Origin of the sequence: Pseudodesulfovibrio sp. S3 (assembly GCF_004025585.1) — a bacterium.
GTDB lineage: Bacteria > Desulfobacterota > Desulfovibrionia > Desulfovibrionales > Desulfovibrionaceae > Pseudodesulfovibrio.
On record NZ_QTZO01000003.1, the window covers coordinates 54723 to 75657 of the forward strand.

Genomic DNA, 20935 nt, shown 5'->3' on the forward strand with positions numbered 1-20935 from the left:
GTATGGCAAACCTGTATGAAGTCAGTAAGTCCGGTCCGTTCATTCTGGCTGGACCCTGTGCCATTGAAAGTCGGGAAATAGCTCTCGAAACAGCCGAGTTTTTGGCGCGGCTGTCCGCCAAGCTCAATATTCCCATTATTTACAAAAGTTCTTTCGACAAGGCCAATCGGACATCGGTAACCAGTTTCCGTGGCCCTGGCATGGAAGAAGGGCTGAAAATCCTGAGCGAGGTCAAGAAAGCCACCGGGCTTCCCGTGATCACGGACATCCATCACCCGGAACAGGCCGTAGTGGTCGCAGAGGTGGCGGATGTGCTGCAGATACCCGCCTTCCTGTGCCGTCAGACCGACCTGCTTGTGGCAGCCGCCGGGACAGGGCGGATCGTCAATGTAAAGAAGGGCCAGTTTCTGGCCCCGTGGGATATGAAGAACGTCGTGGATAAGGTGCGTGCCTCCGGCAATGACCAGGTGTGGCTGACCGAACGAGGTTCCACCTACGGATACAATAATCTGGTGGTGGACATGCGTTCCATTCCCCAGATGCAAGCCTTTGGCGTTCCCGTGGTCATGGATGCCACCCATTCGGTTCAGTTGCCGGGCGGACTCGGCGGTGCTTCCGGTGGACAACGTGAATATGTGCCTGTTCTGGCCTCGGCCGCAGTGGCCGCCGGAGCGGACGGAGTCTTTATGGAGGTTCACCCCGACCCGGATAACGCATTGTGCGACGGGCCGAACAGTTTGCCCCTCGACAAGGTCGAATCCTTGCTCATCCGTTTGAAAGCACTGTGGGAGATCAATCGTGGCTGACGCCTCCGAGCTGGCGAAAAACATCAAGCTGCTGGTGCTTGACGTGGACGGCGTCCTGACGGACGGCGGTCTGTATTATGACGACAACGGTATCGCCATGAAGCGTTTTCATGTCCAGGACGGCCTCGGCATCAAAATGGCCCAGGCTGTGGGCCTTGAAATCGGGGTGATCACCGGGCTTGATCAGAAGCCGGTGGAAACCCGGGTCAGGGAACTGGGCATCACTCATTATCATTCGGGCCAGCACCACAAGGGGCCTCTGTTTGAGGATATCTGCTCCAAGGTAGGCGTCGATCCGTCGGAGGCTGCCTTCATGGGTGACGACTGGATTGATCTCGACGTATTGAAACGCGCGGGTCTTGCCATGTGCGTACCCAATGCAGTGCCCGAGGTTCTGGAAGTGTCCGACTGGGTTTCCTCTCGAAGTGGAGGGCATGGTGCTGTCCGTGAGGCCATTGTCTTTATCTTGGAGGCCCGCGGACTCAAGAAACAAGCCTTGAAGCAATGGGTGGACTAGATGAAAGGGCGCCCGGCTCTGACACTGGTTTTGATTTTTGTCTTTGGACTCATGCTCGGCATAGGGATCAAAGCGATTTTCTTTTCCGATCCCATCGTCGACCCTGAATCAACCTCAAAGGAATTGACGAAATCGCGTCAAAGGCTGTTTGATGAAGCTGACGTGTCTGCCGAGGATATTGAACTCGTGCAGGGGAAACAGGGCAGCATGACATGGAAACTGCTTGCCAAAACAGCCAAGTACAATCAGGAGAAAGGGCTTATCGGCGTTGACTACCCGCAGTTGACGGCCTATTTCGGCGATGATCGTCAGGAGGTCTATGTCCGTGCGGACCGGGGAGAAGTCGATCAGGCCAACGACAACCTTACCCTGTCGGACGGGGTGAGCGGTCGATTCGGTGATTTGGCCCTGGACGCGCAACAGCTTGATTATGTCGGTGCAATTGATAAGGTGTATCTCAAGGGAGGGGTGACCGTTCGTCGTCCCGACATGACCATCACGGCAACGGCTTTGGAGATCGACCTGATCACACGACAGCTTGTGGCTGCGGGCGGAGTGGAGGCCTTGCTGGCCCCTGAAGGGTTGGAGCGGAGTCCTCTATAAATGACAAGGAATAAGGCGTTGTGATGAACTTTCCTAGAACAGTGTGTCTGCTCGTTTTGACCTTATTGCTGGTTCCAGCAGTTGGCTTGGCGCAGGATTGGGGCGAGATTCGAGAGGCCACCCAGAATCTCAACGTGCGTTCGCAGCCCAACAAGGATGGCGAACACGTTCTGACCTTGGCCAAGGGGCAGCGCGTCAAAGCGGATTTTCTCAAAGACGGCTGGGTTGCCGTGTTCAATCTCAATGAAACCCAACAAGATCTGACCAAGGCTGTCGGCTATGCCAATGCCCGGTTCCTGAAAATTGTTCCTGATGCCGTGGCGAATACGCCCGAACCGGAAGCAAATGTTGAATCCGCAGCGGTTCCTGAAGCGAAAGTCGTTGTCGCCGACAGCGGTGAAGGCGAGGTCAAGGCCCCTGTTGCAGCGACGCCGCCCGCCGATCCCATCAAGGTCGGGATCGACCCCAGCCGCATACCGGTGAAGATAACTTCTGACCGTATGACCTATGACGAGTCCGGAAAAGTCGTTGCCTTTGTGGGGAATGTGGTGGCGGTGCATGGAGAGTTGACCCTGTGGGCAGACAACATTTCTGCCTACCTGTCCTCCAAGGAGAATAAGAAATTTTCCGCTGACAGTGTGGATCGCGTTATCGCCCAGGGCAATGTCCGGGCCAAAAAAGGCACCACCGAAGGGTCTTGCGGAAAGCTGACGTATTTCGTGGTTACGCAGACCCTCAAGATGGAGCAAAGCCCTCTCTTGGTGGACGGGCCCAACAGCCTGACCGGAGAAGTGATCAATTTTCACATCAAGGACAACCGATCTGAGGTCATCGGCGGCAGCGAGAAACGCGTCAAGGCGATATTCATGACCCCTGACAACCTGAAGGTGAAGTAAATGGCCGACGGACTCCGGGCGGCAAATCTTTCCAAGCGTTACGGCCACAAAGAGGTCGTGCGTGGCATCAATCTTGAGCTCAACCCCAAGGAAGTTGTCGGGCTTCTCGGCCCCAATGGTGCAGGCAAGACGACTACTTTCTATATGCTTGTGGGTATCGTCGAACCCAACACCGGGCATGTCTCGCTGGGGGGCCAAACCCTGACGGACAAGCCGCTGCATGAGCGTGCTCGATTGGGCGTGAGCTACCTCCCGCAGGAGAGTTCCATATTCAAGAAACTGACTGTTCGGCAGAATCTGGAAATCATTCTCGAACAGACCTCGATGACGTCGAGAGAGCAGCAAGCGCGAGCCGATGAGCTGATGGAGATGTTCACCATTTCCAGGTTGGCGGACCAGGCGGCCATGTTCTTGTCCGGCGGCGAACGGCGCAGGCTGGAGATCGCCCGGGCGTTGATCCTGTCCCCTCAGTTCATTTTGCTGGACGAACCATTTGCCGGCATCGATCCTATCGCGGTCATTGATATTCAAGAAATCATTTCCGTGCTCAAGAGCATGGGGATCGGTATCCTGATTTCAGATCATAATGTCAGGGAAACATTGAACATTTGCGACAGAGCCTATCTGGTTTACGAAGGGACTGTCATTTTGGAAGGATCTCCTGAGGAGATCGTTCAATCAAGTCGTGCCCGACAGATATATCTGGGCGAAGATTTCAGCCTGTAAATTCCCCTTTTCCATAACTTTCACGCTTTGGCGATTTACACAGTACCCAAAGGTTGGTACACTTTTTTCATGCTCAAATTTTGTTGTTGGATTATTAATAGTAACGGGATGTTATAACAATTGTATTGCGTCCTCGATTCAGCTGTGGCACAATGAAATCATATTAATGCGGGACTGTCTGGAAAAAAGTATATTCTTTCCACGTTAAAAAAAAGAGCAGCCTCAAGATTATGGGATTGGAACTCAGACAACAACTCAAGCTTTCTCAGCAACTGGTCATGACGCCCCAGTTGCAGCAGGCCATTAAGCTGCTGCAACTTTCCCGTCTTGAACTGCTTGAGACTGTGCAGCAAGAGCTTTTGGAGAATCCTTTTCTTGATGAAGCCGAGAACGAAGCCCTGGTTCCTGAAACTCCCGAAGTGCTGACCGAGTCTCAAGTTCAGGAAGAACTGGTTCGCACAGCGGACTGGGAAAATTATCTCGGCGAGTTTTCCAGCACCTCCAAGCAGGCCGCGTCCCGTGATGCCGAAATGCTTGAGGAGGGGATGTCCTTTGAAGCTCGGCTTGCCTCCAAGCCGTCACTTGAAGGACACATCAGCTGGCAGATGAGGCTTTCCACTTTTACGGAGCATGAAATCGCCATTGGTGATGTCATTCTCGGCAACATTGATTCCAACGGATACCTTCAGGCCACCATGGAAGAATTGACTTCCATGGTTCAGGCCACTGAAGAAGAAGTTGAATCCGTTATTCTTCGTGTCCAGCATCTTGATCCTGTTGGAGTGGCGGCCAGAACTCCCCAGGAATGTCTGCTCGTGCAGATGGAGGTTCTTGGATACGACGATCCGATTCTCGTGTCCTTGGTTCGCGACCATCTGGAGGATCTGGAGAAGAATCGATATAAGCCTTTGACTCGCAAATTCAAGATATCCATGGATGAACTCAAGGCGTATCTTGATTTGCTTCAGACCTTGGATCCCATGCCCGGAGCCAATTTTTCCAGCACGGAACCGCACTATGTCAGCCCGGATGTCTTTGTGTACAAGTATGGCGAGGATTTCGTCATCATTCTCAATGAAGACGGAATGCCCCGGCTGCAGATGAACACCTTCTACATGGATTCCATGAAGGGTGCGGCTGACAAGGAAAAAGAGTACTTTCAGGAAAAGATGCGCTCTGCCGCCTGGCTTATGAAAAGCCTGTACCAGCGGCAGCGAACATTGTATAAAGTAGTAGAGAGCATTGTCCGCTTTCAACGAGGTTTTTTCGAAGAGGGTGTGACTAAGCTCAAGCCCTTGATTCTCAAGGAGGTAGCCGAGGATATCGAGATGCACGAATCCACAGTGAGCCGTATAACCACAAGTAAATACGTTTCAACTCCGCACGGCATTTTCGAGTTGAAATTCTTTTTCAATTCTGCTCTGGATTTGAACGATGGTTCGCAGGTGGGTTCGGAAAGCGTCAAGGCCCTCATCAAGCAAATGATCTCAGGTGAAGACACGAAGAAACCGCTCAGCGATGAACGGATTGGCGAAATTCTTCAAGAAAAGCTTGATGTCAATATCGCCAGGCGCACGGTTGCCAAATACCGTTCGGCAATGGGGATTGCTTCGTCTTCAAAACGCAAGCAGTATTTCTGATTCTGCTTGTCGCACTCACAACCAGGAGGCAGCGTATGAACATCAGCTTCACTTTCAAGAACTTTGAGCCGTCCGATCATCTCAAGGGCTACGCTGAAAAGCGGTTTGAAAAGGTGTCCAAATACGTTTCCGATGCTGAAGCCGATCTTCAGGTGAATCTGTTGGTCGACAAGTTTCGCCACAAGGCGGATGTGATCCTCAATTCGGATCGCATACATATATCCGCCTACGAAGATTCCGAAGATATGTACTCTACCATAGACATGGTTCTGGACAAGCTTGAAGCCCAATTGCGCAGGATGCGGGAAAAGATGAAGAATCGGCCCCGGCAGGCTCAACCGAATAAAATGGTGCAGATGAACTACCTGTCCTATGAAGACATGGCTTCCAACGCCCCCCCAACAATTGTCGGGACGGATTCGTATGAGCCTAAGCCCATGTCCGTGGATGAAGCGGCAATGCAACTTGATGCCCGTGAAAACGACTTCCTTGTTTTTCGCAATGCGGAGACGGAAGGCGTCAATGTGATTTATAAAAGAAAGAACGGCGATTACGGCCTGATCGACCCTGGAAACTAACTATGAAGCTCGGTGAATATTTGGCGAAGGAGCTTATCCTTCCAGACCTTGTGTCCGTGACCAAATCGGACGTACTGAAGGAACTCATCGTCCCGCTGGGCGATAAATATCCAGAGATGGACACGGACCAGGCGGTCCGTGTCCTTCTTGAACGTGAAAAACTCGGTACTACGGGTATTGGTGACGGAATTGCCATTCCCCATGGCAAGTTGGATGACCTTGATAAAGTTGTCGTGGTCGTTGGGAGAAGTCAAAAAGGTGTTGAATTTGAGGCTCTTGACCATAATCCATGTACATTTATCTTTTTAGTACTGGCACCGGAGCAGGTGGCTGGTATGCACTTGAGAGTACTTGCACAGATATCCCGTCTTCTCAAGGACGAGGAGTTCCGCAAGGCATTTCAGGCTGCTGACAACCTTGAAGCCCTGTGGGGGCTTCTCAAGGGCGTTTAAAGGGGCAGGTGGCTTCCATTGACCCCGACAAATCCATTCCCTGTTGTCATTATTACGGGACTTTCCGGTTCCGGAAAAAGTACTGCCCTCAAGGTATTCGAAGACCTTGGTTTTTTCTGTATTGACGGGTTGCCATCAGAGATGTCACCCAAGATTGCTGATCTGATTCTCAAATTCGATAGCAAATACAGAGGGCTGGCCTTGGGCATGGATTTACGGCAATTTGAGTTTGTCGATGGATGGGAGCAGGCCTTACATGATTTTGCCAATCTGGGAATTGCACCTCAGGTGTTGTTCCTGGAGGCCAAAATGGGTGAACTCGTCAGGCGTTACGCCACCACGCGCCGCCCCCATCCTCTGGAGAGCCGGAATCTTGGCCTGGAACAGGCCTTGGAACAGGAGAAGGAACTCCTGGCTCCAGTGCGTTCTGGAGCGGCTCTGGTCCTTGACACTACGGATTATTCCATCCACGACCTTCGCCGCGTCATACAGACCAAGTGGTCGTCCATCGAAGAAGCTGGACGCGGTATGCGGGTGCATATCATCACCTTTGGTTTCAAGTATGGAGTTCCTTCCGAGGCCGATCTGGTTTTTGATTTACGATTCCTGCCCAATCCATATTTTGTAAAGGAACTCAGGCCATTGTCCGGCAAAGACAAGGTCATTGCCGAGTATGTCCTGCGCAGTGATGTCGGCAGCGAATTCGAAAAGCGTTTCCTTGAATTCATGACCTATCTTTTGCCGCTCTATGCGGACGAAGGGCGGTACAGGATCACCATCGCCCTTGGTTGCACAGGAGGACGCCACCGGTCGGTTTCAGTGGCCGAGTCGGTGCTGGCAACCCTCAAGAAAAAAGGGTATACAGCGTCAATTGAACATAGACACATGGAACTTGGATAAATATGACTGCAAAGTCTGATACTACTATGGTTGGCGTGGTTCTGGTGACACACGGTGCCTTTGGCGAAGCATTGCTGGGGGCGGCTGAAATGGTCATGGGCAAACAGGAAAACTGTCTGGCCGTGGGGATCGACGTTGACAAAAGCGTCGATGAAACCATGGAGGCAGTCAGAAATGCCATTCAGTCCGTGGAGAACGGCAAGGGCGTAGTTGCACTGACAGACCTTTTTGGAGGGTCTCCTACCACCATGAGCCTTTCCCTGATGAAATCCGAAAACATGGAGGTCATCACCGGGGTCAACCTGCCCATGCTCGTATCCACGCTGCAATCACGATCCATGAAACTTCACGCGTTGGCCGAAAAGGCCAAGGAAGCTGGCCAGCAGGGTATCAAGGTCGCGGGTGCCATGCTGCGCAAAAAAGCAGCAAAGTAAGGTGACACCGTGATTCTTGTCCGAATTGACAACCGCTTGATTCACGGTCAGATAATTGAAGCATGGCTGCCGTATACCGGTGCCAGGACGCTCATCGTCGCCAATGACGAACTCGCGCATGATGTGTTGCAGCAGGAGATAATGTCCCTGGCGATCCCGCAGACCGTCAACAGTTCCTTCGTTATAGTGGAAAATGTTGCCCAGGCATTATCATCTCTGAATGCCGATGACGGGACGGAAGCTCTGGTCCTGTTTTCCAGTTGCGTGGATGCCCGTAGGGCATTTGATTCCGGCTTCGGTTTCGCTGTGCTGAATATCGGAAATGTGCATTACAAACCGGGGAAAAGACAGGTCTCTCCGAGTGTCGCTTTATCGGATGAAGACGAGAGTTGTCTGAGGCATCTGAGTCGGAAGGGTGTTGAGCTCGACTTCAGATGCGTTCCAAACGACCCAATTCAGGTGAGGTTCTGATTCATGCTCATTCATAATCCACTTGCTTGGTTTGCCCTGGTCGCTTTTTTTTTGCCCTGTTCTCCTTATTTCGTTTCTCCATAAGCATCGGCTTGCTGGAACGTCCCCTCGTGGTAGGATTCTTTTGGGGCATCTTTACCGGCGAGTACTCGACAAGTCTTTCCATAGCCATATTCTTTGAGCTTTTTTGGCTCGACATGATTCCTGCCGGTACATTCATTCCGCCGCAGTTGACGGCGGCCACATTTGCGGCACTTTCGTTGACCACTTTTTTCGGTTTGGAGAATCCGGCAAAAATCATGGGGATTGTTTTTGCCAGTATGCCCTTGGCGTGGCTTGGAACCAAACTGGAAGGCTGGCTTCGCGATCGTGAGCGGGCCGGGTACAACACCTTGTTAAATTGGGCACGAAATCCTGAATCCTCTCATGTGCCCAGCCGACTCATTCTGCAATCCCTGGGAAGAACCCTGATCATGGGATGGGTGACTTTCTTCATTTCCATTTTACTTTTGAAACAATTCTTCCAATTCATATTTTCAATGTATCCTGAGCTGTTTACGTCCATAAATGTGACCTGGGTGCACCTGTGGATGGCTGCCACGTTGGGCGGGGTGATGGCCCTGCGCTTAAAACGTGCCTATGTCATCCTGGCAACAGGCATAAGTCTTTTCATTCTTTTCGCTATTTGGCCACGCTTTTAGCTTGGCAGTCGAGGCAGGTTGTGATATTCGTCACATTCTCTTTTGACTGCACAATTTCCTTATAATGAGGATAATTCAATTAGGAGGACTAAATATGGCTATTCTGGTTGTTGGACACAAAAACCCCGATACCGACACTGTCGCCTGCGCGATTGGTGCCGCCGATTTGTACACCAAGCGTGGAATGGCAGCTAAGGCTGTTACCCAGAGTGAAATTGCCCCTGAGAGCGCTTTCGTTCTCAAAAAGTTCGGCTTTGCCGCTCCCGAGATCGTCGCCGATGCCACCGATCAGCAGATCATTCTGGTCGACCACACTGACATTTCCCAGACCATCGACAATCTGGACAAGGGCGAGCTCCTGGCCGTCGTCGACCACCACAAGTTGGGCGACATCACCACCTCCGGCCCGCTGGAGATGTGGGTCTGGCCCGTGGGTTGCAGCTGTACCGTGCTGAAGTCCATGTATGATTTCTACGACATTGAAATCCCTGCCAATATCGCCGGCATCATGCTGTGCGCCATTCTGAGCGATACCGTCATGTTCAAGTCCGTCACCTGCACCGACGCCGACAAGGCTGCTGTCGAAGCTCTGGCCAAGATCGCCGGTGTTGCTGACACCATGGCCCTGGGCATGGAAATGTTCAAGGTCAAGTCTGCTGTTGACGGCGCCACTCCCACCGAGCTGGTCTTCCGTGACTACAAGGACTTCGACATGTCCGGCAACAAGGTCGGCATCGGCCAGTTGGAAGTCGTTGACCTGTCCATGCTGGACGCCCACAAGGCTGCCCTGCAGGCTGAGATTGAAAAGGTCAAGGCTGACGGTCGTCACTCCGTCTTCCTGCTCCTGACCGACATCATGAAAGAGGGTTCCGAAATGCTCATCGCCTCCGACGATACTTCTGTCGTCGAGAAGGCCTTCGGTGTTGCCACTGATGGCTCCCCGGTTTGGCTGGATGGCGTCATGAGCCGCAAGAAGCAGGTTGCTCCCAACTTCATCAAGGCCTTCGAAGCCTAGTTGAATTGATCTGATCAAGCGCAAAGTAGCCCGGTGCGGATTGTCCGCACCGGGTTTTTTGTGGCCAACGACAAAAGAAAAGGGACGGCCGATGCCGCCCCTCAAGGAGATGACGAAAAAGCCCCTGCCCGAAAGGCAGAGGCTTGAATACTATAGGACTCCGGCAGTTTTCAGCACGGCTTTCAATTTCGGTTTATTCTCGTCCTGAAGGGGAACGATGGGCAAACGGAATTGGGCGTCCTTGAAAATACCCATCATGGACAAGGAAGTCTTGACCGGAATGGGGTTGGTCTCCATGAACATGGCCCGGTTCACAGGAGCCATCTTCAGGCTCAGGTCCAATGCCTTCTCAAGATCCTTGTCAAAGAACGCCTTGCACATGTCACTCATGGTCTTGGGCATGATGTTTGAGACAACGGAAATGACACCGACACCACCCACGGCCAGCAGCGGCAAAACCGTGAAGTCGTCGCCGGACAACAGACTGAAATCCTTGCCGCAAACCTCTACGACTTCAGCGCACTGACACAGATTGCCCGTCGCCTCCTTGACGGCCACGGCTTCAGGCACGGCGTCCTTGATCATCTTGAGGGTAGACGGCAGACAGTTGAGCCCGGTGCGTCCGGGGACATTGTAGATGACCAAGGGCATGGATGCCGCGGCAGCAATGGCCTTGAAATGCTCCACCAGGCCGCCGGGGGTGGGTTTGTTGTAGTACGGCGTAATCTGCAGGGCAGCGTCAGCGCCGGCGGCTTTGGCCATCTTGGTCAGCTCTATGGCTTCCTTGGTGGAGTTGGAGCCTGCCCCGGCAATGACGGGAACGCGACCTTTGGCCTGTTCCACACAAATTTTGATGACACGCCCCTGTTCCTGGTGGGACATTGTCGCAGCTTCGCCTGTAGTGCCGCACGGCACCAGCCCGTTGATTCCCTGCTCGATCTGCCATTCAATGAAATCGCGATAGGTCGATTCGTCGATTTCGCCATCCTTGAACGGGGTCGAGAGGGCTGTGAATGCTCCTCTGAATTCCATCGTCATCTCCTTTGATGTATCAAACTTTCCGAATTGACTAGAAGGCAAGCCCTAATGAAGCAGGGCCTCTATTTTCGGATCGTCTTTTATCTCGTCATTCATGCCTATGGAAGTCGTTTTATAATTGTTCGTTTCCTTCCAGGCAAATGAATTATTTCGTTCCGGCCATTTGTAGATAACAACCTCGGCTACGCTACGTCCCTTGTCATAGGGGCGAACCCAAACACAACGGTCATCAGCCAGTATGCGGCCGTTAACGCCGGACCCGCCGCCGCTTCCGAATAGAAAGTCGGGAACGTGGCGAGGGTTTTCCTTGAGATAGTTGTTTTCCGCCACCCATCCCCAGTCGGATAGGGCGATAAGCAGGTCGACATGGTCTTTTATTTTGGCGATACGTTCGGAAAGCTGGCCTATAAGTTCGTCGGAAGGAGCAGACGCGTCTTTGGATAAGGCCGGGAAGCGTAACATACCTATAGTATGACCATCTTCGGTAGAAATTACCGTGTACGGCTCTTCTTCGGCTGTCTTTGACAAGCCGGGGGAGACACCGTTTGCAGAAAAGGACGCTGCTTCTTCCTCTGAAATCAGTCCCACGTCATAGGGCATGTGCGCAAAGGCTTTGCCCAGGGCGGTCATGTCTTCTGCGGAGGGAGCAGGGCCGTTGGGGCGCATGTATTCCCATGCGCCGGAAACCAGCAGTAACGGTGACGCAGTTTTGTGAACGTCAAAAAAATACGTAGCCCGACGAGCCACCCCCCCGAGGGTTTTACCACCTCAGGTCGGGCATGGCTGCACCGTGCCATACGTATTTGCCGTATATAGAATGGTCAGGACAGATTGTTGTGCTTCCGCGATATTGCACACGGAAAGACACACCGCCACAATCAGGCAGTAAAAAAGCCGTCTCATCCTATTGGTTGATAAACTCTTTCAGCTCTTTACCAGGACGGAAGAAGGGAAGTTTCTTGGATTTTACCTGAACAACGGTACCCGTCTTCGGATTGCGTCCAGTGTAACCCTCGTAGTCCTTGATCTTGAAGCTGCCAAAACCTCTGATTTCGACTCGGTCACCGCGCAAAAGGGCTTCCTTGACGGAATCGACAAAAGCACCAACCACTTTGGTTGCTTCGTCAACATGCATTTTCTTCTGTTCTGACAGAGCCTTGATCAATTCGCTCTTATTCATGATGTTCCCCCTGAAACATTGCGTTGTCCGCGGGATACACGATCGTACCGCGAGGAAACTAAAAAGGAATCAGTCCCGAAATTCTTACTAACTATGCCGAAAAATAACTCTTTTCGTCAACCCCTTATTTACAATTTTCATTCTGAAGGAAAATTCTTTAGGATCGGACGGTCTCCAATGCGTTCGAGGTTGTCATTCCGGTAGCGCATGATCTTTCGGGCGACCCCGATGATATCCTTGCTGGCTGTGGCTTCCGGGGCATATTTCATGAGCGGCGTCTGGCGGCGGACAGATTCGACCAGGGTGGAATCCTGGTGAATGAAACCGAGGTTGCGCAGTTCGATATTCAAGAAATTCCGACATGCAGCCGACAGTCTGTCAAACGTCTGGTTGGCTTCTTTTGCGCTGGTTGCCTGGTTTACCAGCACCAGGAAGTCCTTGACGTCGTGTTGTGTGACCAGGATCTTGATCATGGCATAACTGTCCGTCAGAGAGGTTGGCTCCGGTGTAACGACCACGATCCGCAGTTGGGACAGGGCGGCAAAGGACAGCACAGTATGGCTGATGCCTGCTCCCAGATCGAGCATGAGAAAATCATACTCACCGGCCAGGGTCACGAGCTTCTTGAAAAGGATATCCTGGAGGTCTTCGTCCATTTCCACCAGTTCAGGAACGCCGCTCGTGGCGGGAAGCATGTCGAAACCGTCTTCAATGGAAACCAGGATGTCTTCGGCGTTAACTCCGGTCTGCAACAGATCGTTCAGGTTTCGGTCCGGGGAGATGCCGAGCAAGACATCAAGGTTGGCCAGTCCGAGGTCGCAATCCATGAGTAAGGCCGTCATCTTGGCGAAATGCAGGGCATATCCAAGGTTGAGAACGATATTGGTTTTGCCAACGCCGCCCTTGCCGCTCATTATGGAGAGACTGAGTGTATTATTATGATTCATTGGCTGTCTCCGTTATTTTCCACCGAACAGGAATTGCTTCTCGTTTGCATGGACCAGCGTGTCGCGAGGGACGGTTTCCACGAAGGAGAGTTTGGACACTTTGACCTGGTCCTTGCCTGATGATTTGGCTTCGTAAAGGGCCTCGTCGGTCAGCTTTATGAGTTCTTCAGCCGAAAGGGTCACAGTACCTTTGAAGCAGGTGAGTCCGACGGAGCAGGTGACGTTGAAAGTCGTTTTCCCGTCCGGGGATTTGAATTCTATTTGTTTGAATTTTGTCAGTACCCGATTCAGGAGTCCTTGTGATTTTACCAGTCCGGATCCAGCTAGGATCAGGGCGAATTCCTCCCCGCCGAACCGGGCTGCCAAGTCATATCGCCGGGTGGACTCCTCGAGATGACGGGCAAATTTCGACAGGACTTCATCGCCTTTGGGGTGGCCGTAATTGTCATTGACCGCCTTGAAGTTGTCGAGATCCAATATGGCCAGAGACAAGGGCGTCTTGGCCCGCTTGGAACGTTCCATCTCTATGTCAAGAATGCGGTCAAAGGCCCTGCGATTGGCCAAGCCGGTAAGGGGGTCATGGTCGGTCTGGTAGGCGAGTCGTTCCAGGGTTTCCTGGAATTGTTTCAGATGAGGATATGCATTGCCGTTAATGGGCAGGGTGAGCCATTGCCTGAGATCGTGCCTGGCTGAGACCGATTCCCATTCTTCGGTTGAGACACCCTGAAAAAGTCTGAAGACCCAGACCGCCTCGTCAAGCTGTTCGGAATCATCCTTTGAAATGGCGCTCAATTCTTCTTGAAGCGCGGAGAGTTCCGTGGCAAGGGCATCCTCGGGGAAGCTGATTTTATTTTCCGTGGGCATGGATGAATAGTAGGTGGTTTCTGATCATTTCGTCCAGATCACCGTCCAGAAAAGCGTCGACATTGCCGCTTTCACTGTTGGATCGGTGATCCTTGACCAAACGATACGGTTGCAGAGTATATGTCCGTATCTGGCTGCCCCAGGCAATGGAATCCTTGGCCTGGTAGTCCTGTCTGCGGCTTTCCTCAATCTTTTTCAATTCCACCTCATACAACCGGGCTTTGACGAGACGTAACGCCGTGGCCTTGTTGCGGTGCTGGGATTTCTCGTTCTGACACTGGGCGACGATGCCCGTCGGGATGTGAGTAATACGGACAGCCGAACTGGTTTTGTTGACCGATTGACCGCCGGGACCGCTGGAGCGGAAGGTATCCACCCGCAAATCCTCGTCCTTGACCTCGATTTCAATATCGTCATCCATGTCCGGGTAGACATCGACAGAGGCAAAAGACGTGTGCCGTCTTCCGGATGAATCAAATGGAGAAATGCGAATAAGCCTATGAACGCCGGCCTCGCCCTTGAGCAGGCCGTAGGCGAACAAGCCTTCGATTTGAAGGGTGACGGATTTGATTCCCGCTTCATCCCCGGCCTGATAGTCGAGTTGGGAAACCTTGAACCCCTTGCGCTCGGCATATCGGTTATACATGCGCAGAAGCATCTCGGCCCAATCCTGTGATTCGACGCCGCCTGCTCCGGGGTGGATTTCAAGAATGGCGTTTCCTTTGTCATGTTCAAAGGCGAACATGGTCGCCATTTCGGTCACGTTCAACCGGCTTTTGAGCAAAGCGACCTGAGCGTCGAGAGCGGTCAGAGACTCTTCTTCAGGGTCTTCCTGGGCCAATTCCAACCATGCATCGAGATCTTCGCGAGCTTCGGACAATCCGTCATACATGCCCAGCTTGGAGGAGAGTTGACTTTTTTCCTTGAGGAATGGGGTCAGGGCATCTGGCTTATCCCATGCGCCGGGCTTGGAGAGTTCCTTTTCTATTTCTTCGAGCCGGGACTTGGTTTCGCCATAGTCAAAGACGCCCCCATAGGGAGTCGAATTGTTCTATGAGATCCGCTGAAGCGGCTTTGAGTTCTGGATAATCTGGCATTATGTGGCTATTCCTTTATTACGTATGGCAGCGTAGCCTATAAACCCGAATGCGGCCAATGTCATGACATAAACAAACAGGGCCAATCGGTTCTGTATCTGATGGTATACGGTCATTTTATTCAGGGCTGCGATCTTCAAACTCAGACTCTCGGCCCGGAACTGGTTGCTCACGGCTGCTATGCGCCCCGTGGGATCAATGAAGGCGGATATGCCGGTATTGGTGCAGCGTACCAGCCACCGCCCCTGTTCGACGGCCCTCATGATCGACAGGCTGAGATGTTGACCTGGGGCGGACGTGTTTCCGAACCACGCGTCATTACTGATATTCAAAAGCACAGTAGCGCCCCGTTCAACCTGCTTCTGTGCAAGCTCCGGGAATATGGCTTCATAACAAATGAGCATACCGAGGGCAACGCCGTTCAGGCGAAGCGGGTGATTATCTTCACCGGACTTGAAATTGCCTGCAGCCTGGACCAGCTTGTCAAACGGAACCCACTTTTCCAATGGCATATATTCGCCGAATGGGACCAGATGTTCCTTGTCGTAAAATTGGGTGGTCCTGCCGGTCGAATCCATGAGCCAGGCTCTGTTGTAGAGGACGTAGGCGTTGGTCTTCATGTTTATGATGCGATAGGCGGGAGAACCGGTGACGATGGGCGTATTCGTGTCGCGGGCGAGCATCTCGACGGCCTTGCGAAAGGGCGTGTGGTCCTGAAGGTAAAACGGCATGGCCGTCTCCGGCCAGATAATCAGGTCGGGCGCGTCGGCATGGATGGCGTCAAGGCTGAGCTTGCTGTAATTCTTGATGGTCTCCGCCTGATATGACGGGCTCCACTTCAGACCCTGGTCAACGTTGCCCTGGATGATGGAGACCGTGTAATCCCGGCTACCGACATCCACCGTCGATGTTTGGTAGAGTCCGAAGCAGGTCAGGGATATTGTGAGGCCCAGGGCCAGCCAGAGTGCGCTGCGATAGGTGGAGTAGAGCAGGACTGCAACGGCAAGGGTGGTCAGGATGCCGGAAAGACCAAACGCGCCGACCAGGGATGCCCCCTGTATGGCAAAGGGCCAGGGAGCGAAGGCCGATGCCAGGTTGATCCATGGAAAGCCGGAAAGGAGTGTTCCCATGAGCATTTCCATGGTCGTCCAGGCAAAACCGGCCAGCAGGCAAAGCGGAATTCCATTGAGCAGTCGCCCGGCCTGATACATGCCAAAGGAAAAAAATGCAAAGTAGAGACCGATGAAGGCGGCCAGCAGCACGGGGCAGGGCAGGGCGATGAACCAGGGCAATCCGCCATAGATTTGAACTGGAATGACCATCCAGTAGAAACAGCCGACTGCCGCGAGAGTCCCGGACATCCAGCCGTACTTGAAGGCTTTTTTGCCCGAAGTGGCCCGCAGTCCGATCCAGGCCAGACCAAGGGGAAAGGCGAGTGCGGCCAGAGGGAATTGGAAGAGCGGGTTGGCAAACCCTATCCAGGCACCGAGCGTTGCGATGAGAATCAGCTTGAACACGGATTATCCAAGTCCCGACGGTTCAACCTTGATGGTCCATATCTGGCGATCGTCAGCTTCAAGTATGGTGAAGCGCCATCCATTGAACGTAAAAAGCTCTCCCTGTGCAGGGATACGCCCCGACATGGCCGCAAGGAATCCGCCGATGGAATCGACATCTTCGCTTTCCAGGCCCAGAGCATACTTTTGACTTACTTCTTCGAGGGAGGTTCGGCCAGAGACAATGAAAGTTCCGTCCGATGATTCCTGAATTTCGTCCGGACGCTGCTGGTCGTATTCATCGGCAATTTCACCGACGATTTCCTCCAGGACATCTTCCATGGTGACCATGCCGGAGGTTCCGCCGTATTCGTCTTGAACGATGCCCATATGCAATTTCTCCCGTTTGAAGGAAGAAAGCACTTCGTTCAAAGGGGTTTCCTCGTACACGAAATAGGCGGGTCGCATCAGATCGTGCACAAGCGCGTCCATACGGCCTTCCAAAAGAGGGGCAAGCAAATCCTTGGCGTGAACGACACCAAGGATATAATCCTTGGAGTCCTGGTAAATCGGAATCCGGGAGTGTGCACCTTGCTGAACAATGATCTCAGCAACATCCTTGACCGTGCTGGCAGAATCGGCACAGACCATGTCCGTTCTCGGAACCATGATCTCCTCAACCAACTTCTCGTCCAGCTCCAGGACGTTGAGCAACATGGAGACTTCGTGGCTGTCTAATTCGCCATCGGCCTTGGCTTCAAGGATATGTTCCTCGATATGATGACTGTTGGAGCCAAATATTTTTTTGAAGATAGTGAGAAATCGACTGTCAGATCCTTCGTCCAAGACCGACTCCTTGAAAGGGTTTGTTACAATGTATGAAAGATGAAGATTATTAGTAATAACCAATTCGTCATATGTATTATACTTAGACAGACTGCAACACTGTGTCAATACGGGAAGTTCAGACTTTGAGTTACAATAAACCGAGTTTTTTCAAGTGAATTTCAAGACAGGACAGGGCTGCCGGGGTGATGCCGGATATGCGTCCGGCCTGGCCCAATGTCATGGGTTGAACTTTTGTCATTTTTTCAACGACCTCGCGGGTCAATCCAGAGACTGCGGTATAATCAAAATTGTCTGGAAGAACAGCGTGTTCCAATGATTTTGACTTGGCAACCAGCTCCTCTTGTTTGACCAGGTATCCCTCGTACCGAACCTGAGTTTCGGCTTCACGCAGGACGTCTTCATCAAGGTCGGCTATGGCGGGGTGGAATATCGTCAGTTTCTCGATGGTCATTTGGGGTTGCCGCAGCAGGGCTGCCAGTTCAACGGCCTTGCCCGGTATGGCCGCACCGATCTGCTGCATGGTCTCCCTGTTTGCGGCGTCCGGCCGGATGCGTATGGTCCGCAGCGCTTCGAGGGTTGCCTGCAACTTGTTCTGCTTTGTGAGGAACAAACTCCATTGCGCGTCATCAACAAGCCCGAGCGCCCGCCCTATGGGCGTCAGCCGTTCATCCGCATTGCCCTCACGAAGCAAGAGCCGGTGTTCGGCTCGTGAGGTGAACATGCGGTAGGGCTCTTCCGTCCCCTTGGTGACCAGATCATCTGTCAACACAGCCATATACGCTTGATCTCTGGACAGAATGAACGGTTCCCGACCAAGAATCCGGTTGCTGGCATTGATGGCGGCCCACAGTCCCTGAGCGGCTGCCTCTTCATACCCGGAGGTGCCGTTGATCTGGCCCGCGAAATAGAGCCCCGGAACTCCCTTGGTTTCAAGGGTGGGCTTCAACTGCGTGGGCGGAGCAAAATCGTATTCTATGGCATATCCGGGGCGCACTATCTGCGCGTTTTCCAGGCCGACTATGGCCCGAACCATCTTTTTCTGTATATCGAACGGCAGGCTGGTGGGAATGCCGCTCGGATACATCTCGGGGTTGTTCAGCCCTTCCGGTTCCACGAAAATCTGATGCCTATCCTTTTCCGGGAACCGGGCAACCTTGTCCTCGATGGACGGACAGTAGCGGGCGCCGGTTCCCTCGATGACGCCGGTGAACATGGGCGAACGATCGAACCCAGATCGGATGGCCTCGTGCGCTTTTTCATTGGTGTACGTAAGGTAGCAGGGCACCTGCGGCAGCGGAACCGTGGTATTGCGAAAACTGAACGGTTGCGGCGGATCGTCGCCGTGCTGAATCTGCATGGCGTCGAAGTCGATGGAATCTTTCAGCAGCCTCGGCGTGGTGCCGGTTTTAAGGCGTCCCAGTTCGAATCCAAGTTCGCGCAGGTTGTCGGACAGGGCATTGGAGGCAGGGTCGCCCATGCGTCCTCCGCTGAAATTTTCCAGCCCGATATGCATCAAGCCGCGCAGAAAGGTGCCTGTGGTCAAAAGCACGGCCTTGGCGGGAAACCGTTCACCAAGCTCGGTGAGCATGCCGCTTACCCGACCGTCTTTGGTCATCACTGCCGCACCGATATCCTGAAAGACCCAGAGGTTGTCTTGGCTGAAAATGGAGTCCTGGACAACCCGCATATATTCAGCTCGGTCGATCTGAGCGCGACTGGACCGGACAGCCGGTCCTTTGCTGGTGTTGAGGATACGGAACTGGATACCGGCGGCATCTGCCCACAATCCCATCATGCCGCCAAGGGCGTCGATCTCCTTGACCATGTGTCCCTTGGCCAGTCCGCCGATGGCGGGGTTGCACGACAGATGGCCGATACGGTCGATGTTTATGGTCAGGAGCAGCGTTTTGAGGCCCAGCCGGGAAGAGGCCATGGCGGCTTCACAACCGGCATGGCCCGCACCGACCACAATGAGATCGAAGCGTTCCGGGAACGGGGTCTTATGCTGCATACACCCTCCGCCGGGCTAGCTGGTCAGGAGTATGTCACCGATGACTTTGGCGTCACCGATGGTGCTTTTGATAGACGCGGATTCATTGGGCTGATGGGCGTTGTGATTCAACGTGGCCCACACAACGGCCTGATACCCCTTGCGGCGCAGGAAAGCGGCCACTGTGCCCCCCCCCACACCCACGGTGCGCGGATTGTTATTATATACTTTTTTGACGGATCGTATGGTCCTGATTGCAATTTCGCTGTCCACCGGAGTGGCCGGTGCCGCCTGTTCGGACTGGGTGACTTCATAGGTGATGGCCACGCCGTACTTCTGCTCGATTTCCTTGCCGAAACCTTTGATGGTGTCGAGTACTTCAGCCACATCGTATTCGGGCATGACTCGGGAATCCACGTAGAAGACATCGCGCCCAGGGATGGTGTTGATGTTGGCCACGTTGGCTTCCTTCATGGTCGGCTGGAACGTGGAGCAGGGCGGGTCGTAGATGGGGTTCTCGGCCGGGTACATCGCTTCGAGATCCTTGATGCGGAGGATGAATTCGGCACAGGGCACCAACGTGTTCAGTCCTTGAGCGGGCGTGGATGCGTGGCACTGTTTGCCTTGGATAATGATCTTCAGCCAGAACATCGACTTCTCGGCCACTTCGACCATCTCTGAATTGGGTTCGCCGAAGTCCGGGATAAGAAAGAGGTCGTTTTTTGCAAAAAGGTCTTCATGTTCGCGGACCAGGTAGTCCAATCCGAAGGTGGAACCGGTTTCCTCGTCAGCCACGAACAGCAGGCCATAATTTATTTCGGGGGTGATCTTGAGGTCCAGCAAGGCCTGGGCGGTCAAGATCGAGGAAACGATGCCCTGCTGGTTGTCCTCGACACCGCGGCCGATGAGAATATCTCCGTTCCGGATCATTGTGTAGGGATCAGAGTTCCAGAGTGAAAGATCGCCCGGAGGAACCACGTCGATATGGGAGATGACCCACAGGGTCTGAGAAGTTTTTTTACCGGGAATAACGGCAGCAATATTGGGGCGGTATCCGCAGGGAACGGACGGGTCCGGAGCATTGAATTCGCGAATGTCGGCAAGGCCCATGGACTTGAGATGATCAAGCAGAAATTCCGCTTTTTCCTTTTCTCCGTCGCCGCCGTTCATGGGGCCGAGCGCAGGAATGGCCGTAAGCTTGCTTTGCAGTTCTACGACAGCTTCAGACTGTTTATCCAATTCGCAAAAAAGTGCGTCCATGGGAATCTCCGTTGATTTTTCTATAGAGTAGGCCATCTGAAAAACAATACAAACAAAAAAAGGCGGGGACAATGCCCCGCCTTTCTTGATTGCTGTTGCCTAGCGGCCGCGTGCAGCGCGCTTGGAGGCCTTGAGCGGGTTGACCTTGACCTTACCGGTCTTGTCGACTTCTGCGCGGACGTGGGTGGCGAAATTGCAGACGCCGTGAGCCCATTTACGCGCGGGCTGTGCATAGGTGGGGCAGAATTTCTCGTCTTCAAAGGGGACGATGCGTTCACAACCTTCACATTTCTCATCAATGGGTTCCATGACAACGCCTTTGTAGGTCAGACCTGCATCGGTCTTGACTGCGCCATCAAAGGAAACGGTAACTTTTTTCTTGGCCATGTTGTGCCTTCCTCCTAAAAATAATGCGGCTCACAGGATGCCAGCGGCATAAAAAATTTCATATTAATGCAAGAGCAGAATTCGATAT

The 20935-nt window shown here is 53.1% G+C and carries 24 protein-coding genes; 13 read left to right on the forward strand and 11 right to left on the reverse strand.

Annotation, left to right across the window (positions count from 1 at the left end):
* Positions 1–2 precede the first annotated feature (2 nt).
* From kdsA to DWB63_RS03970, 13 genes are all read left to right on the forward strand, one after another.
* A complete protein-coding gene (gene kdsA, locus DWB63_RS03910) occupies positions 3–806 on the forward strand; it encodes a 3-deoxy-8-phosphooctulonate synthase (RefSeq protein ID WP_128327507.1) in 804 nt (267 codons plus the stop codon).
* The gene (locus DWB63_RS03915; RefSeq protein WP_128327508.1) at positions 799–1323 is read left to right on the forward strand and encodes an HAD-IIIA family hydrolase; all 525 of its coding nucleotides are present in this window, start codon (positions 799–801) and stop codon (positions 1321–1323) included. The genes kdsA and DWB63_RS03915 overlap by 8 nt, the downstream gene beginning before the upstream one ends.
* Positions 1324–1926: an LPS export ABC transporter periplasmic protein LptC gene (lptC, locus tag DWB63_RS03920; protein WP_128327509.1), complete on the forward strand. Its 603-nt coding sequence runs from the start codon at positions 1324–1326 to the stop codon at positions 1924–1926.
* An 86-nt stretch (positions 1927–2012) separates the two neighbouring features.
* Entirely contained in the window at positions 2013–2822 is an 810-nt protein-coding gene (locus DWB63_RS03925) for an LptA/OstA family protein (protein ID WP_241648610.1), read from the forward strand.
* Positions 2823–3548, forward strand: a complete 726-nt coding sequence (lptB, locus tag DWB63_RS03930) for an LPS export ABC transporter ATP-binding protein (protein ID WP_128327511.1) — start codon at positions 2823–2825, stop codon at positions 3546–3548. It abuts the gene before it with no gap.
* Between the two features lie 230 nt (positions 3549–3778).
* Positions 3779–5188 (forward strand): RNA polymerase factor sigma-54, encoded by a 1410-nt coding sequence (gene rpoN, locus DWB63_RS03935; protein WP_128327512.1) that lies wholly within the window; start codon positions 3779–3781, stop codon positions 5186–5188.
* 35 nt (positions 5189–5223) lie between these two features.
* On the forward strand, positions 5224–5766 hold the full coding sequence (gene raiA / locus DWB63_RS03940) for a ribosome-associated translation inhibitor RaiA (protein WP_128327513.1): 543 nt from the start codon (positions 5224–5226) through the stop codon (positions 5764–5766).
* A gap of 2 nt (positions 5767–5768) precedes the next feature.
* Positions 5769–6218 (forward strand): PTS sugar transporter subunit IIA, encoded by a 450-nt coding sequence (locus tag DWB63_RS03945; protein ID WP_128327514.1) that lies wholly within the window; start codon positions 5769–5771, stop codon positions 6216–6218.
* An 18-nt stretch (positions 6219–6236) separates the two neighbouring features.
* The gene (rapZ, locus tag DWB63_RS03950) at positions 6237–7118 is read left to right on the forward strand and encodes an RNase adapter RapZ (RefSeq protein WP_128327515.1); all 882 of its coding nucleotides are present in this window, start codon (positions 6237–6239) and stop codon (positions 7116–7118) included.
* A gap of 2 nt (positions 7119–7120) precedes the next feature.
* A complete protein-coding gene (locus tag DWB63_RS03955) occupies positions 7121–7552 on the forward strand; it encodes a PTS sugar transporter subunit IIA (RefSeq protein ID WP_128327516.1) in 432 nt (143 codons plus the stop codon).
* Between the two features lie 9 nt (positions 7553–7561).
* Positions 7562–8023, forward strand: coding sequence for a PTS sugar transporter subunit IIB (locus tag DWB63_RS03960; RefSeq protein WP_128327517.1), 462 nt, complete (start codon positions 7562–7564; stop codon positions 8021–8023).
* Positions 8024–8049: 26 nt separating this feature from the next.
* On the forward strand, positions 8050–8724 hold the full coding sequence (locus tag DWB63_RS03965) for a PTS sugar transporter subunit IIC (RefSeq protein WP_128327518.1): 675 nt from the start codon (positions 8050–8052) through the stop codon (positions 8722–8724).
* 94 nt (positions 8725–8818) lie between these two features.
* A complete protein-coding gene (locus tag DWB63_RS03970) occupies positions 8819–9739 on the forward strand; it encodes a manganese-dependent inorganic pyrophosphatase (protein WP_128327519.1) in 921 nt (306 codons plus the stop codon).
* 150 nt (positions 9740–9889) lie between these two features.
* Here the strand turns inward: DWB63_RS03970 and dapA are convergent, their stop codons facing one another.
* The 11 genes from dapA to DWB63_RS04025 all read right to left on the reverse strand — a co-directional run bounded on the left by dapA (position 9890) and on the right by DWB63_RS04025 (position 20847).
* Entirely contained in the window at positions 9890–10771 is an 882-nt protein-coding gene (dapA, locus tag DWB63_RS03975; protein WP_128327520.1) for a 4-hydroxy-tetrahydrodipicolinate synthase, read from the reverse strand.
* Positions 10772–10822: 51 nt separating this feature from the next.
* The gene (locus DWB63_RS03980; protein ID WP_164879782.1) at positions 10823–11443 is read right to left on the reverse strand and encodes a hypothetical protein; all 621 of its coding nucleotides are present in this window, start codon (positions 11441–11443) and stop codon (positions 10823–10825) included.
* Between the two features lie 238 nt (positions 11444–11681).
* Positions 11682–11960, reverse strand: coding sequence for an HU family DNA-binding protein (locus tag DWB63_RS03985; protein WP_277749737.1), 279 nt, complete (start codon positions 11958–11960; stop codon positions 11682–11684).
* Between the two features lie 134 nt (positions 11961–12094).
* Positions 12095–12904 (reverse strand): MinD/ParA family protein, encoded by an 810-nt coding sequence (locus DWB63_RS03990; protein ID WP_128327523.1) that lies wholly within the window; start codon positions 12902–12904, stop codon positions 12095–12097.
* 12 nt (positions 12905–12916) lie between these two features.
* Positions 12917–13768: a GGDEF domain-containing protein gene (locus DWB63_RS03995; RefSeq protein ID WP_128327524.1), complete on the reverse strand. Its 852-nt coding sequence runs from the start codon at positions 13766–13768 to the stop codon at positions 12917–12919.
* Positions 13752–14865, reverse strand: a protein-coding gene (gene prfB, locus DWB63_RS04000) for a peptide chain release factor 2 (RefSeq protein ID WP_241648613.1) whose coding sequence is annotated in 2 segments (ribosomal slippage) — positions 13752–14789 and positions 14791–14865 — 1113 coding nt in all. Because the reading frame shifts where the segments join, the coding sequence is not laid out codon by codon here. Before prfB ends, DWB63_RS03995 begins: the two co-directional genes overlap by 17 nt.
* Complete coding sequence (lnt, locus tag DWB63_RS04005; RefSeq protein WP_128327526.1) at positions 14865–16382, reverse strand: apolipoprotein N-acyltransferase; 1518 nt, start codon at positions 16380–16382, stop codon at positions 14865–14867. Before lnt ends, prfB begins: the two co-directional genes overlap by 1 nt.
* Positions 16383–16385: 3 nt before the next feature.
* Positions 16386–17207 (reverse strand): hemolysin family protein, encoded by an 822-nt coding sequence (locus tag DWB63_RS04010; protein WP_128327527.1) that lies wholly within the window; start codon positions 17205–17207, stop codon positions 16386–16388.
* Positions 17208–17337: 130 nt separating this feature from the next.
* Entirely contained in the window at positions 17338–19221 is a 1884-nt protein-coding gene (gene mnmG, locus DWB63_RS04015; RefSeq protein WP_128327528.1) for a tRNA uridine-5-carboxymethylaminomethyl(34) synthesis enzyme MnmG, read from the reverse strand.
* A 15-nt stretch (positions 19222–19236) separates the two neighbouring features.
* On the reverse strand, positions 19237–20460 hold the full coding sequence (locus DWB63_RS04020; protein ID WP_128327529.1) for a M20 family metallo-hydrolase: 1224 nt from the start codon (positions 20458–20460) through the stop codon (positions 19237–19239).
* A gap of 99 nt (positions 20461–20559) precedes the next feature.
* On the reverse strand, positions 20560–20847 hold the full coding sequence (locus DWB63_RS04025) for a PxxKW family cysteine-rich protein (RefSeq protein ID WP_128327530.1): 288 nt from the start codon (positions 20845–20847) through the stop codon (positions 20560–20562).
* Positions 20848–20935: the final 88 nt, after the last annotated feature.